12 protein-coding genes are annotated in these 13,889 nt (G+C 56.3%); 9 read left to right on the top strand and 3 right to left on the bottom strand.

Features of this window, described 5'->3' with window-relative positions; all coding sequences use genetic code 11:
• The first annotated feature begins 38 nt into the window (after positions 1 to 38).
• The 5 genes from HMPREF3053_RS04385 to galE all read left to right on the top strand — a co-directional run bounded on the left by HMPREF3053_RS04385 (position 39) and on the right by galE (position 5,130).
• Positions 39 to 1,604 (top strand): DUF7782 domain-containing protein, encoded by a 1,566-nt coding sequence (locus HMPREF3053_RS04385; protein WP_070767343.1) that lies wholly within the window; start codon positions 39 to 41, stop codon positions 1,602 to 1,604.
• Positions 1,605 to 2,039, top strand: a complete 435-nt coding sequence (dtd, locus tag HMPREF3053_RS04380) for a D-aminoacyl-tRNA deacylase (RefSeq protein WP_070767342.1) — start codon at positions 1,605 to 1,607, stop codon at positions 2,037 to 2,039. It abuts the gene before it with no gap.
• A gap of 136 nt (positions 2,040 to 2,175) precedes the next feature.
• Complete coding sequence (locus HMPREF3053_RS04375) at positions 2,176 to 3,165, top strand: sigma-70 family RNA polymerase sigma factor (protein WP_038628815.1); 990 nt, start codon at positions 2,176 to 2,178, stop codon at positions 3,163 to 3,165.
• Between the two features lie 304 nt (positions 3,166 to 3,469).
• Positions 3,470 to 4,150 carry an iron-dependent transcriptional repressor DtxR gene (locus tag HMPREF3053_RS04370; protein WP_070767341.1) on the top strand — a complete coding sequence of 227 codons (681 nt, stop codon included), beginning with the start codon at positions 3,470 to 3,472 and terminating at the stop codon, positions 4,148 to 4,150.
• Positions 4,147 to 5,130: a UDP-glucose 4-epimerase GalE gene (galE, locus tag HMPREF3053_RS04365; protein WP_070767340.1), complete on the top strand. Its 984-nt coding sequence runs from the start codon at positions 4,147 to 4,149 to the stop codon at positions 5,128 to 5,130. The genes HMPREF3053_RS04370 and galE overlap by 4 nt, the downstream gene beginning before the upstream one ends.
• Positions 5,131 to 5,156: 26 nt before the next feature.
• Here galE and HMPREF3053_RS04360 read toward each other — a convergent pair whose 3' ends face one another.
• The gene (locus tag HMPREF3053_RS04360) at positions 5,157 to 6,317 is read right to left on the bottom strand and encodes a DUF4192 domain-containing protein (protein ID WP_246819373.1); all 1,161 of its coding nucleotides are present in this window, start codon (positions 6,315 to 6,317) and stop codon (positions 5,157 to 5,159) included.
• Positions 6,318 to 6,498: 181 nt separating this feature from the next.
• Here HMPREF3053_RS04360 and HMPREF3053_RS04355 point away from each other — a divergent pair, with 181 nt between their 5' ends.
• Together HMPREF3053_RS04355 and HMPREF3053_RS04350 are read left to right on the top strand one after the other, a co-directional pair.
• A complete protein-coding gene (locus tag HMPREF3053_RS04355; protein WP_070767338.1) occupies positions 6,499 to 7,716 on the top strand; it encodes a PAC2 family protein in 1,218 nt (405 codons plus the stop codon).
• A gap of 42 nt (positions 7,717 to 7,758) precedes the next feature.
• Positions 7,759 to 10,278 carry a DEAD/DEAH box helicase gene (locus HMPREF3053_RS04350; protein WP_141758939.1) on the top strand — a complete coding sequence of 840 codons (2,520 nt, stop codon included), beginning with the start codon at positions 7,759 to 7,761 and terminating at the stop codon, positions 10,276 to 10,278.
• Between the two features lie 75 nt (positions 10,279 to 10,353).
• On the opposite strand, the gene HMPREF3053_RS04345 is transcribed toward HMPREF3053_RS04350, so the two are convergent.
• Positions 10,354 to 11,286, bottom strand: a complete 933-nt coding sequence (locus HMPREF3053_RS04345; protein WP_070767336.1) for a hydrogen peroxide-inducible genes activator — start codon at positions 11,284 to 11,286, stop codon at positions 10,354 to 10,356.
• 105 nt (positions 11,287 to 11,391) lie between these two features.
• Here HMPREF3053_RS04345 and HMPREF3053_RS04340 point away from each other — a divergent pair, with 105 nt between their 5' ends.
• Together HMPREF3053_RS04340 and HMPREF3053_RS04335 are read left to right on the top strand one after the other, a co-directional pair.
• A complete protein-coding gene (locus HMPREF3053_RS04340) occupies positions 11,392 to 11,988 on the top strand; it encodes a peroxiredoxin (protein ID WP_016422637.1) in 597 nt (198 codons plus the stop codon).
• 5 nt (positions 11,989 to 11,993) lie between these two features.
• The gene (locus HMPREF3053_RS04335) at positions 11,994 to 12,518 is read left to right on the top strand and encodes an alkylhydroperoxidase, AhpD family (RefSeq protein WP_070767335.1); all 525 of its coding nucleotides are present in this window, start codon (positions 11,994 to 11,996) and stop codon (positions 12,516 to 12,518) included.
• Between the two features lie 127 nt (positions 12,519 to 12,645).
• Here HMPREF3053_RS04335 and HMPREF3053_RS04330 read toward each other — a convergent pair whose 3' ends face one another.
• Entirely contained in the window at positions 12,646 to 13,863 is a 1,218-nt protein-coding gene (locus tag HMPREF3053_RS04330) for a hypothetical protein (protein WP_070767334.1), read from the bottom strand.
• Positions 13,864 to 13,889 lie beyond the last annotated feature (26 nt).

Raw genomic sequence — 13,889 nt, 5'->3', positions numbered from 1 at the left:
CCCCTCCACCCCGCTTTACGACGAAGGTAGTGCCTACGATGACCTTTTCCCCCTCCACCTTCACCCCACCGACTGATCAGCAGCTTCGTGCTTTTGTCGACTGTGCAGAGGAATTCGCCACCGCACTTAGTCGCCTTGAGTTTTCCAGCGAGTCACTGCGTCGAGTCCTAGGAGCCGAGGGGTTAGCCGCGCTGGACCGCGGTGAGCCCGGCGTTGTCGATGTTCTGCTTACCGAGACAGACGGCGTTTCTGCGGATACTGTGACCGCGTTGCGTCTTCTCATCCTGGGCGATTTCGCCGACGCAGAGCAGCTATTTGGAGCTGAGCTGACGGTCAAGTTGCTGGACAGCGGCATACTTGCCGGCACCGCCAGCAACGCACAGGTGTGTATCGATGTGCGCCCGGTCGAGATTGCGGGAGTCGACCGTATTATCTTTTCCGACCGCGACGCCTCTATGAACGATCACGTTCCTGGACCCGATCATGTCCTAGGCGTAGGGCGGGCTTCCCGCTCCCTCCTCGATATTTCGTCGACCTCGGCGGTGGAATCCGTACTCGACCTCGGTGCCGGTTGTGGCATCCAGAGCCTTGCCCAACCTGATGCAAAATCGATTGTCGCGACAGACATTCACCCCCGCGCGCTGTTTTTTGCCCGCGCTACTTTCGCAGCTAATGGTTTCGACCAAGCACAGGCTCTCGAAGGTTCGTGGTTTGAACCGGTTGCAGGCCAGAAGTTTGACCGCATTGTGGCCAACCCGCCGTTCGTCGTAGGACTGCCAAGTGTGGAACATGTTTACCGTGACTCAGGACTGAATCTGGACGGTGCCACCGAGCTTATGATCCGCGGTCTGGCCGACCATCTCACCGACGGCGGCACGGCGCATCTACTCGGCGCTTGGGCCCATATCGAGGGCGAGAGTTGGCAACAGCGCATCGCTTCTTGGCTCCCTGCTGAGGGCCTCGAGGTGTGGGTAACGCAACGGGATCTCGCTACGCCGGCGGAATACATTGGCACCTGGCTTCGAGACGAGTCCATCGACCCCCGCAGCCCAGAGGGGTGCGAGCGCTCTCGTGCCTGGCTGGAGCACTTTCGCAACAGCGGCGTGACAGGCATCGGGTTCGGCTACATCACAGTCCAACGCATCAACGGCCCGACTTCCGCCGTGTGCGAGGAAATGCCGCAGCCTTTGGCCGCTCCCTTCGCCGCCGAAGCCGAGGAGTATCTCGGCCGCGCCGAATGGCTTCGTACACAAACTGCCGACACCATCCTCGAAGCTTCCTTTACCGTGCGCCCCGGTGTCGCCATCGAACGCGTTTCGCTTGCCGACGTCGAAAGCGGCCAGGGCTTCACTGAGTTCGATACGCGCATCTCACGCACCGATGGCCCCGCCTGGACACACTCAATCGATGAGTCCGTGGCAACCATTCTGGGTGCGCTGCATCCCGAAGCTGCTCTGGGCTCCGTCATCGACATCATGGCAATGTTTGGAGCCTTCGATGAGTCCGACGTACCTGCCATCAAAGACGCCCTAGTTCCCATCGTCGTTGACCTGCTTCGCCATGGTCTGATTCTCCCCACCGAGCTCTTGGAGGATAAACAGTAAATGAAAGCCGTTCTCACCCGAGTTAAATCCGCGTCAGTCACTGTCGACGGTTCCGTTGTTGGCCACGTTGACGGAGGCGATACTGGTGCCATTTTGGCGCTCGTAGGCGTTGGCCGCGAGGACTCTGCTGATGCTTGGGAAACGATGGCCCGCAAGATCGCGGAGCTGCGCATCCTGGATGGCGAACTCAGCGCTGTCGATGCTGGCGCCCAGGTGCTCGTCGTTAGCCAATTCACGTTGATGGGGGCGACAAAGAAGGGACGGCGGCCGTCGTGGGTCGACGCGGCTCCGGGCCCAGAGGCCGAACCTGTCATTGAAAAAATTGTCGAGAACTTGCGCAATCGTGGCTTGACGGTCGAAACAGGACAATTTGGGGCAATGATGGAGGTCGCATCAGTCAACGATGGCCCCTTTACAGTTCTTGTGGAATGCTAGTGACGGCAGTTTTTCTTAACATTATATTTGCATGGCAAAATTACCCTATTGACATTCATCACCTTTCACGGGAACATTTTCGTAACTCCGTGCGTTGTAGTTATTGAGTCCACTTAAAAATCCAGGAGGCAGATTCATGAAGAGTGCCGATATTCAAAATGACGAACTGGAAGGTCAGACAAGGGACAAGGGGCGCCGCACCGGCAATAACTCCAACCCGTCCGCCGATTTGGTTCGTGTGTATTTGAACGGCATCGGAAAGACTGCTCTTCTCAGCGCTGAAGAAGAGGTGGAACTTTCTAAGCGCATTGAAGCCGGTGTATACGCCGAGCATTTGCTGCAGACCGGCGCGAAAATGACCCGTGCAAAGAAGCGTGATGTCAAGATTTTGGCGAAGGAAGGTAAGGCTGCACGCGCCCACCTACTCGAAGCCAATCTCCGTCTTGTGGTCTCGCTGGCGAAACGCTACACCAACCGCGGTATGCCGCTGCTGGATCTAATCCAGGAGGGCAACTTGGGCCTCATCCGCGCCATGGAAAAGTTCGACTACACCAAGGGCTTCAAGTTCTCCACATACGCAACGTGGTGGATTCGCCAGGCTATTACCCGCGGTATGGCTGATCAGTCGCGCACTATTCGCCTCCCTGTCCATTTGGTTGAGCAGGTCAACAAGATTTCTCGTATCAAGCGTGAGCTCTACCAGCAGCTCGGCCGTGAGGCTACGAATGAGGAATTGGCAGAGGAATCCGGCATTCCAGAAGCCAAGATTGAGATGCTGCTGCGTCAGTCCCGCGATCCGGTGAGCTTGGACATGCCAGTGGGCACTGACGAGGAAGCTCCCCTGGGAGACTTCATCGAGGACTCAGAGGCAACTGATGCTGAGGAGGCAGTTGTCGCTTCCCTGCGTCACCACGATGTCCGCAAGGTTCTGTCCACTCTCGAGATTCGAGAGCAGGAAGTTATTAAGCTCCGCTACGGTCTCGACGATGGCCTACCCCGCACGCTGGATCAGATTGGCCGCCACTTCGGCCTGTCTCGCGAGCGCGTCCGCCAGATTGAGCGGGAAGTTATGTCCAAGCTGCGCGAGGGAGACCGTGCTGACAAGCTGCGTGAGTACGCAAACTAACGCCACATGGCGGTGACATCGATAGGGTTCCCAATTTCAGCCCTGAGATAGAGCTGGACTGCGATGCCGACCCCCGTGCGGGAGTTTCATCCACACTGGCGGTCGGCGTTTTCGACTGCAAGTCGAACTTTCGACATCGCGTACGCTCCCTTACATCTCAGCAGCGCCCACCGAACCAAGCTTTTCGCTGCCTAATCAGCACCAAAGCCACTGGATTTGCGAGCCCTAACATCTTTCTTACGCAAATGTGGTTATCCTAATACTTGAGTGAAAACTTTTAAGACTGCGTTATCGGAGGAAAACCGTGAGGGATTTGGTTGACACCACGGAAATGTACTTACGTACGATTTTCGAACTCGAAGAAGAGGGCATCATTCCTTTGCGTGCTCGCATTGCCGAACGCCTTGAGCAGTCGGGGCCGACCGTTAGCCAAACCGTTGCGCGCATGGAGCGCGATGGCCTTCTTGTAGTTGCTCCAGATCGCAGCTTGCAGCTTTCCGACGAGGGCCGCAGGCTGGCCACGGCTGTCATGCGTAAGCACCGCCTAGCTGAGCGCCTACTTACAGATGTCATTGGTCTCGAATGGGACAAGGTTCACGATGAAGCCTGCCGCTGGGAGCACGTAATGAGTGACGAGGTCGAGCGCAAACTTCTCGACGTGCTCGACTCTTACACACGCTCCCCATTCGGCAATCCGATTCCCGGTTTGGAAGACCTCGGTGGGACTCAGTCACCAAACCCGTTAGAGAACGTTCGCCGGCTCTCCGACCTAAACCCCGGTGAGTACACGATTGAAATCGTCCAGATTAACGAAATCCTGCAGGTCGAGCAGAGCTACATGAAGCGTCTCCACAAGGCCGGAATTATGCCGGGTACTGAAGCACTTGCCGAGGTTGCCGCTGGCCGCGTGACTCTCGCCCGCGGTGATCATTCTCTTGACATTCCGGATACTCTGTCTCACGCGATCATGGTGATTACCAAATGAAACTCCTAGTCACTGGTGGTGCCGGCTACGTCGGTAGCGTTTGCTCGGCAGTATTGATTTCTCTTGGCCACGACGTCACCATTCTGGACAATTTCTCTGTTGGCAACCGTGATGCGGTACCGGAGGGCGCAACCCTAGTCGAAGGTGATGTGGCGGACAAGGCCTACGAGGTTCTGTCCTCCGACAGCTTCGACGGTGTCGTTCATTTCGCTGCGAAATCGCTTGTTGGCGAGTCCGTCGAAGTTCCTTCCGACTACTGGCACAACAATGTGGGCCAAACCCTGAAGCTACTCGACGCGATGCGTGATACCGGTACGAATAGCTTGGTGTTCTCTTCGACAGCCGCAACCTACGGTGAGCCAGAGAAGACACCAATTACCGAAGACATGCCAACCGCACCGACTAACCCTTACGGTGCCACTAAGCTGGCCATGGACTACGCCATCGCGTCCTACGCCAAGGCATACAACATCGGCGCTACCAGCTTGCGTTACTTCAATGTGGCGGGCGCCTGGGGCGGTTTTGGCGAAAACCGTGAGGTGGAAACTCACCTCATTCCACTGGTACTCCAGGTTGCGCTTGGTCATCGCAACAAGATTATGGTCTTTGGCAATGACTGGCCGACTCCGGACGGCACCGCGGTTCGTGACTACATCCACATCAAAGACCTCGCGGATGCGCACGTATTGGCACTGGAGTCCAACGCGCCGGGTACGCACCGTATCTTTAACCTCGGTTCTGGCGACGGCTTTTCAGTTCGCCAGGTCATCGAAACCTGCCGTAAGGTCACCGGTCACCCGATTCCCGCTGAGGATGCACCGCGCAGAGCCGGTGATCCGGCAACTCTTATTGCCTCTTCCCAGCGTGCCATGGACGAGCTCGGATGGAAGCCCAATCACACGGAGCTGGAAACCATCGTCGCCGATGCATGGGATTACACCAAGACCCTCGGCGACCGAGCCCACTCGGCGCACCGCTAGGTACGGCAGCACAGCTTGCAGGGTCGCTATTCAATTCGCGGCATTTTCACCTTGTATACCCTGCGCAGTACCTCTTGTGCTGCCCCAAGAATTGTGCCGACGCACCTCGGCACAATTTGATTGGCGACCGCAATTTCCAGCAACTGAGTCAGTGAATGATTCGGTTGCTCCCCCGCTGCCTCATCGAGGGCTGTTTGCGCATAGTTCTCCAGTCCAGCCGCGAACTTTGCGATGGCAAAACACGCTAAAGCGTTTGCACGCAGGCTGCCGCGGTGGACAATTGCGGCCTCGCGCCAGATTTCTCCCATTGATTGCGCCAACTGCGTAGTGATGAAAATCATTGACATATCGCGCAAGGTAACGTTGGTCAGTGCTGCAGCAATGGCATATCCTGCGTTTTCATCGCGCACCGCCTCATGTGCTTCCATCACACCATCGGCCACGTTTTCCACGGCGGTTTTTAGCATGTCGAAGTGCTCAATGAGCGCGGGATTGTCCGAACCAATTTTAAGCTTCCTCGGCTGCTCAACGGCTATCGCTCGTTCCCGGAGGCGTTCAATCAGAGCCCTGTCTTTACTGTCGCGGAATTGACCACCTCGAAAATAACTGCGGTACTCCTCATAGTTTTTGAATATCTGTTCTCCCTGCCGAGAGATTAGATTTGCATTCTCGGTCATCAGACTGTCACCGACAATGCCGACAATCTCTCCCTGCTCGTCCGTGACAACTTCCCCCGCAGCAATAGTGGCAACGCCCGCCAAACGCACCTCATGCAGACCGCCTTCTCGCAGCCAGCCTGTAATAGGTGTCGAGTCCTTTTCAATCCCCCAGGATTCGTCGATGATAAACACATCTGCGTGAGTGCAGCCTTCATCGAGCAAGAAGTCCGCAGCTGCCCGCACCAAGTCAGGATTGCTCTCCATCGAGGCCACATCCTTGATCAGCATCGGGCCAGCATGCGCTGTCGGGTCAAACTCGACCTTGCCGTCGATGAAATCTTCGACCTGCTGACGGTACAACGCCGCAATCACTACCTGCCCCCGCGGATAGAATCCAACGATTCCTGGCAGGTTCGTCAGAAAGACACTCGGCTCAATTTCAGGCATCTTTCCTGCACCGAAATTCTTTTTGTTTCCCATTGATTCCTTACCCCTTTTCCCCCATTGGGATAGCTCGACAGCGGACAATCCTCTCGCCATCTGGTGGCTCTCATTGTTATCGAATCCGCAACAGCCTTGCTTGTGCGCGACCGGAAGAATCGGCCCATCTGTGGACTACTTTCAACTTGTGGATAACTGGAATATTTTCTGCGGTATCCTGGTTGCTTACTTCAAATGACGAAAAATGTGATGCAGGAGGTAGTCGTACGTGAGTGATCCGACCGACAAGCCTCAGGGCAATATGTACGAGGTAGTTTTCCCGGTTCCTGACGTAACGGGAAGCGAGGGGCATCTGACCCTGGTCATTGCGCTTAGCGGTTATGCGGATGCCGGTAATGCAGTCTCGGAATCAGCTAGTTTCCTCTTGGATGCTCTCGAGCACCGTCCATTGGTGAACTTTTCTATCGACGAGCTGATTGATTACCGTTCCCGCCGTCCCGCTGTGACGATGAACCGCGACCAAATCGTGGATGTATCCGATTTGAACCTGTCGCTCAATGTGGTTCGCGACAACGTCGGCAAGCCGTTCTTACTGCTGTCTGGCCCTGAGCCAGACATGCGGTGGGAGGCTTTCTCGACTGCGGTCGCAGATTTGGCTAAGCGCTACGATGTCGGTCGGACCGTGTCACTTTACTCGGCGCCGATGACGGTTCCGCACACCCGACCGCTGGGCATCATCGCCCATGGCACAGATAAGCGGAAACTCAGTGATATGCATACCTGGGGCAACCGCGTCACGGTTCCGGGTGCTGCGAGCCTGAACATTGAGTACGAGCTCGCAAGCCGCGGTTGCGATGCCTTTGGTTTCACCGCGCAGGTGCCACACTATGTCGCGGCCTCTGAGTATCCGCTGGCATCACTGCGGCTATTGCAGGAGGTAGCAAAGCTAGCCAAGCTCGAGCTCCCGCTTGAGGCGTTGGAGAAGGAATCCGCGCGGGTGGCGGAGCTGCTCAATACGCAGACGAATGATTCCGGCGAGGTCTCTCAGCTGGTCAATCTTCTCGAGGAACAGTACGACCAGGAAGTTCAACGTCGCCAAGAGCTAGAGACGTCTCCCCTGCTTGGGCCTAACGGCGAGATGCCTTCGGCCGACGAGATTGGCGCTGAGTTCGAGAAGTTCCTCGCTTCCCAACCGCTGCGTCCCGTAGAGGACTCTTCCTCGCTTGACGCCGAGGAGGAAACCCCGGCCAACGCGGATTCCTCGGCAACTACATCAGAGGACACTGACGCACACTCGGAAGAACCCGAGTCGACCTCGGCGGATGATAAGTCTGCGGAGTTTTCTGCAGACGAAACTGCCGAACAGCCTGAGTCTGAACAGCCTCGGGAAGAGCAGCCTCGGGAAGAGCAGGCAGAAAGCGAAGAATCCGGTGAACCGGAAAAGCCTCGTCGTCGGCGTGGCTGGAAGCCCTGGTTCCGCTTCTAATCCGGGGTTACCGCTAGGGTGGGAAGCGTGTCACTATCTGAAATGCTTCCCGACCTAGCTGAGGTTCCAGAGTCCCTTTTCGACGATGCGATTATGGACTCATTCATTGCCTGGACCAGGGATCAGGGCATCACGCTCTACCCGGCGCAGGAAGAGGCCGCTATCGGTTTGGCTGGTGGCGACCATGTCATCCTTGCCACTCCAACGGGGTCGGGCAAGTCGATGGTAGCTATAGCCGCCCATTTCTGCGCGCTTGCCCGTGGTCAGCGCAGCTTTTACACAGCGCCTATTAAGGCCTTGGTCAGCGAGAAGTTTTTTGCCCTCTGCGAGGTCTTTGGCGCTGAAAATGTCGGTATGATGACCGGCGATGCCACCGTCAACGGCGGCGCCCCCATCATCTGCGCAACTGCGGAAATTGTTGCCAATATCGCTCTGCGCGACGGGGCCGATGCCGATATTGACCAAGTGGTCATGGATGAATTCCACTTCTATGCGGATCCCGACCGCGGCTGGGCATGGCAGGTGCCACTGCTCGAGCTTTCCCGTTGCCAATTCTTGTTGATGTCCGCCACTCTCGGCGATACTCAAAAGTTTGAGACGGATCTGAAGGAACGCACGGGCCTCGACGTCAACCTCGTTACAGGTACGACGCGCCCGGTGCCGTTGGATTTCCACTATGTCTACACGCCAGTTCATGACACGCTGGCGGAGTTGCTGAAATCCGGAAAAGCCCCAATCTACATCGTCTTTTTCTCCCAGCGCCAAGCAGCTGAACAGGCCCAAGCACTGACCGGTCTGAAGTTGCTGACGAAGGAGGAAAAGGAGCGGATTCGCGAGGAGATTGGCGATTTCCGGTTTACCACGGCCTTTGGTCGAGTTCTTTCAAAATTGGTGCGCCAGGGTATCGGCGTGCACCACGCGGGAATGCTACCGAAGTACCGTCGTTTGGTTGAGCGTCTCTCTCAGACTGGTCTGCTGAAGGTCATCTGCGGCACGGATACCCTCGGCGTCGGCATCAACGTGCCTATTCGCACGGTGCTGATTACCGGTTTGGCCAAATTCGATGGCCGTCGTAGCCGAATTCTCAAGTCACGCGAGTTCCACCAGATTGCTGGACGCGCCGGCCGTGCTGGCTACGACACCGAGGGCACCGTAGTTGTCGAAGCACCTGAACACGAAATCGAAAACGCCAAGCTGCGGCGCCGTGCCGGCCAGGATGAGGCCAAACTGAAGAAGTTGCGGCTAAAGTCCGTTCCCAAGGGCGAAGTGACATGGTCGGAGAAGACCTTCGACAAAATCGTTTCTCAGCCACCAGAGCCGCTGACTAGCCACTTTGCAGTGACCAACGGTATGTTGCTCAACGTCATTGCACGTGGTGGCGATACCTACGAACACATGCGTCATCTGCTGCGCACCAATCACGACACCCGCCACCAGCAAAATGAGGCTATTCTGACCGCTATTGAGCTTTACCGCGGTTTGGTCACCGCGGGTATCGTCGTCACGCATGGCGAGGGCGATGACTGCCGCCCCGAGCTGACAATGGAGCTGCAGCGTGACTTCGCGCTCAATCAGCCGCTGTCGCCTTTCGCCATCGCCGCGCTCGAACTGTTGGATAAGGACAGCCCGAACTACGCACTCGATGTCATCAGTGTGTTTGAGTCAATTCTGGAAGACCCTCGCCCACTGCTCATCGCGCAGCAGAAAAAGGCACGCGGTGAAGAAATCGCCGCGCTCAAGGCCGAGGGTGTTGATTACACCGAACGTATGAACATCGTCGAAGACATCACATGGCCGATGCCGCTTGCCGACGAGCTGGAGGGCGCATTCGACACCTATGCTCAAGGTCACCCGTGGGTGCGTGAGTTTTCGCTGTCGCCCAAGTCTGTGGTGCGCGAGATGGTGGAAAAGGCCATGACTTTCTCAGACGTGGTATCTGAGTACGGAATTGCCCGCTCTGAAGGTATTTTCTTGCGCTACCTCACCGATGCCTGGCGCACTTTGCGACACACTCTCCCACCGGAAGCCGCTAACGAGGAACTCCGGGACATTGTGGAATGGCTCGGCGAGCTCGTTGTGCAGGTGGATAACTCCCTGGTAGATGAATGGGCGCAGATGGCCGATCCGGACAAGCCATTGGACGAAGAAACTCTCCAGGAAGCGGCTTTTGGCACCGACGAGTCGCGGCCCCTTACAGGCAATGAGCGTGCATTTACCCGTATGGTGCGCAATCTCATGTTCCGCCACGTGCAGCTCTTTGCCTTTGAAAAGGAGGAGGAGCTGGCCGACCTGGACAACTACCTCGCCGACGCACCAGATTGGCCTGCCGCGATGGATGACTACTTCGATGAATACGATGACCTAGGCATCGATGCAAAGGCACGCGGCGGCGATATGATTTCGATTGACCGCAAGGCTGGTGAGGGCCTATGGCATGTGATCCAGATACTCGATGATCCTGAGGGTGACCACGGTTGGCGCTTTGAAGCGAACGTTGATTTGGCTGCATCTGATGAATACGGCGAAGTCAGGTTGGCATCGCTACGAATTATTCAGGGATAAACGCCAAACCGGGCTGGAACTGCCAGCCCGGTTTGGCTTACTTCGTACGCTACCGCAACATGCGCCAAGAGAGCTTTAGGCAATAGCGTCTATGTATGCCTGCCGTACCAGTTCGGCAATTCGATTGAACTCGCCGCCGCGTACCGATGATGCGCGGTGAACCAGCCCAATGGTGCGTCCCGGCCGTGCCGGACCTTCGAATCGCGCAACAGCCAGGCCGGGACGGTGCGCCTCAATCTTGACAGCCGATTCCGGCACAAGCGACTGCCCCAACCCACCGGCAACACACTGCACGACGGTGGATAGAGAAGCCGCCCGTGTTTCCAAGCTGGATGTCTCGCCGTGAACAGCATCGACCTTGCGACAGATATCCAACACCTGGTCGCGCAGGCAATGACCGTCGTCAAGCAGGAGCAAGTCCAAGTCCCTGATTGCCTCAAGCTTTACGTCTTCCTTACCTGCCAGCGGATGATCGTCTGGCACGACGATGTAGAACTCTTCGTCGTAGAGGTAAATCTCTTCAAAGGAAGGCACATCGGACGGCAGTGCCATGATGGCTGCATCAATGGTGCCGGAACGAAGTGATTCGATGAGGCGCTCGGTCGGCTCCTCGACGATCCTAGGCTTTAGATCTGGCAGCTCGTCACGAACCAACTGGAGGAAGTTGGGCAGCACGTATGGAGCAACCGTAGGGATAACACCAATGGATAGTGGTCCGGACAAATCATCTGTACGGCCAGATGCGCGAGCAACGATCTCGTCAACAATTTCAGATGCTTGGCGTGCATAAGGAATCAGACCGCGACCGAGTGGCGTCACCAGCACTCGGCGAGTCGAACGCTCTACAAGCTGCACCCCCAGTCCCTGCTCAAGGGTGGAAAGCGCTTGTGACAGGCTGGGCTGTGAAATGCCGAGGCGGGCAGCGGCTTGACCGAAGTGACCGGTATCGGCAATCGCGACAAAGGCACGTAACTGAGGCAAAGTGGGCCGATAATCTCTATTACGCATACCTATAAGCCTACACGAGCTTATTAACTTTTTCCTCTTGACGGTTTGGGAATCCATAGGCATAATGGCGTGTGACCCCAGAAGGAATACATTCAGGAGGATTCCATGGCAATTTTGACTGTTGGCGACAAGTTCCCCGAGTTTTCTCTAACCGCTCTCAAGGGCGGCAACCTGCGTGATGCAAACGCTTCTTCTCCGGATGACTACTTCGAGCAGGTAACCAATGAGTCCTACGAGGGTAAGTGGAAAGTCGTCTTCTTCTACCCGAAGGACTTCACCTTTGTCTGCCCGACTGAGATTGCTGCATTCGGCAAGCTGAACGAGGAATTCGAAGACCGCGACACCGTTATTCTCGGTGGCTCTGGCGACAACGAGTTCTCCCACTTCAACTGGCGTGCAACCCACGAGGAACTGCTGGACATCCCGTTCCCGATGTTCTCCGACATCCGCCACGACCTGATGCGTGCACTCGGCGTCGAGAACGCTGACGGTGTTGCAGACCGCGCAACCTTCATCATTGACCCGGACGGCATCATTCAGTTCGTCTCCGTTACCCCGGACGCTGTCGGTCGTAACGTTGACGAGGTTCTGCGTGTTCTCGACGCTCTTCAGTCTGAAGAGGTCTGCGCATGTAACTGGCAGAAGAATGACCCGACCAAGAACATCGACAAGATGGATGTTCTGAAGCAGGAGCTGAAGTAACTCATATGAGCATCGATAACCTTCGTTCCGGCCTACCGGAGTACGCCAAGGACATGAAGCTGAACCTTGGCACTCTCACCCGTTCTACGGAACTCTCCGAGCAGCAGCTGTGGGGTACCCTGCTTGCATCTGCTGCTGCCACCCGCAACGAGACCGTTTTCTCCGAGATTGCTGAGGAAGCCAAGGAGCACCTGTCTGACGAGGCTTTCGAGTCTGCGCTTGGTGCGGCCACCGTTATGGGCATGAACAACGTCGCTTACCGCACTCGCCACATGCTCGGTGATGACTACGCACAGGTTAAATTTGGCCTGCGCATGAACATCATCTCTAATCCAGGTGTCGAGAAGGAAGACTTCGAGCTGTGGTCTCTGGCAGTTTCTGCCATCAACGGCTGTGAAGCTTGCGTGACTTCTCACGCAAAGGTCGTCCGCGATGCTGGTCTGACCAAGGAGCAGGTCTGGGAAGCTGTGAAGATTGCCGGCACCGTCTCTGGTGTTGCGCAGGCTGTTTTCGCTGAGGCTGCCCGCTAAATATTCGGAGCATAGGTTCGGCTTTTGATAGCCGAACGCTCCCCCGCAGGATTACCTGCTAACGAAATAGCGCCCAAGGAACCAATTTGTACCGGTTCCTTGGGCGCTTTTTCTTGTTCGTTTTTGGCTACTGCTGTGGCGGGTAATAACCCGGATTCTCCTGGGCTTCATTAACTACTCGACGGCCACCGATGAGCTGACGGTAGATATGTACTTGCACGAGGAGAGCAAGCGGGACTGTGTACAACATGCCGATATAGAAGAGCATTGCACCTGCGGAAGAAACAATCGACGTCAGAATGAATGCAACGAGCATCGTCCAATACTGAGGCTTCACCAAGCGCCATGCGACGACCGGAGCCTCAAGTGCTGTTGCTCGACCATCGAAAACAAGGAGCGGCATAATCGCTGTGATTGGCATGATGAATATCGACGTCAACAACAAAACCAAGTAGCCCAGTGGGATCATTGCCGCGGCAGCTTCACTGCCGTTGGCAGACAGGGATGCTCCAGCGATGAAGAGTGCCATCCCTGGAAGCATGGCGAGCAACCCCACCAGGAACGTGACAATGTAGACACCGATAAGAGACCCCCACCGGTTTACACGGAAGAAAGTACCGTAGCTCGGCACTCGCCCGTCGACAGCTTCGAATGCACCGCGCAGCATAAATGCCTGCATCGCGAACATGCCCACGGCAAATAGCAGTGCCATCGCGCCGAGAGTCGCGAACATTGACCCTAGATCCTCAAATGGAACATCGCCTGGATAGTTCGGCTCAAAGTCCGGATCGAAGTCACCAGATGCAAAGAGAATTGCCGCTGCGCCAACAATCAGGGCAACTAGTACGGCGAAGAACGTCAGCATGATGCCAAGCCAGGAAGCAAAATTGCTGTTTAGACTACGAAACGCCGCGGAAAAGGCACTTCCAATGTCGACCTTCGTCGGCCCCTGTGCCACAGGCTTCACCGGCGGCTCATCGCCACCTGGCATGTTGACTCCGGGAGCAAGTGCACCGGCTGCAGAAGCCCCGCTGGACTGGTGCTGCCAGTAGCTCGAGTCCGCACCATAGGGTTGCCCGCCGTAACTATCGCGCGACTCGCCAGTTCCATAAGAAGGAATTTCGCCATAAGCCTGTTCACGGCCGTAAGTCTGATTCCACTGTGGCGAATCCTCTGGTCCACGCGGGCCATGTTGTGCGTCCGAATCGAACCCGTAAGGGTTGTAGTCCTGCGAACCATTGTTGGGAAAACCGTGACTCTGGGAGTCATAGTTATTGGACTCATTGTCCCGGCTGCCGTCACCGTAAGGATCGTTGTTGCTATATGGATCGTTTGAGGTATTCATGAAGCAAATTGCTCCTGCCAAATTGA

Source organism: Corynebacterium sp. HMSC064E07, assembly GCF_001815745.1.
Classification (GTDB): domain Bacteria; phylum Actinomycetota; class Actinomycetes; order Mycobacteriales; family Mycobacteriaceae; genus Corynebacterium; species Corynebacterium jeikeium_D.
This window is presented reverse-complemented; position numbering and strand designations above follow the sequence as displayed.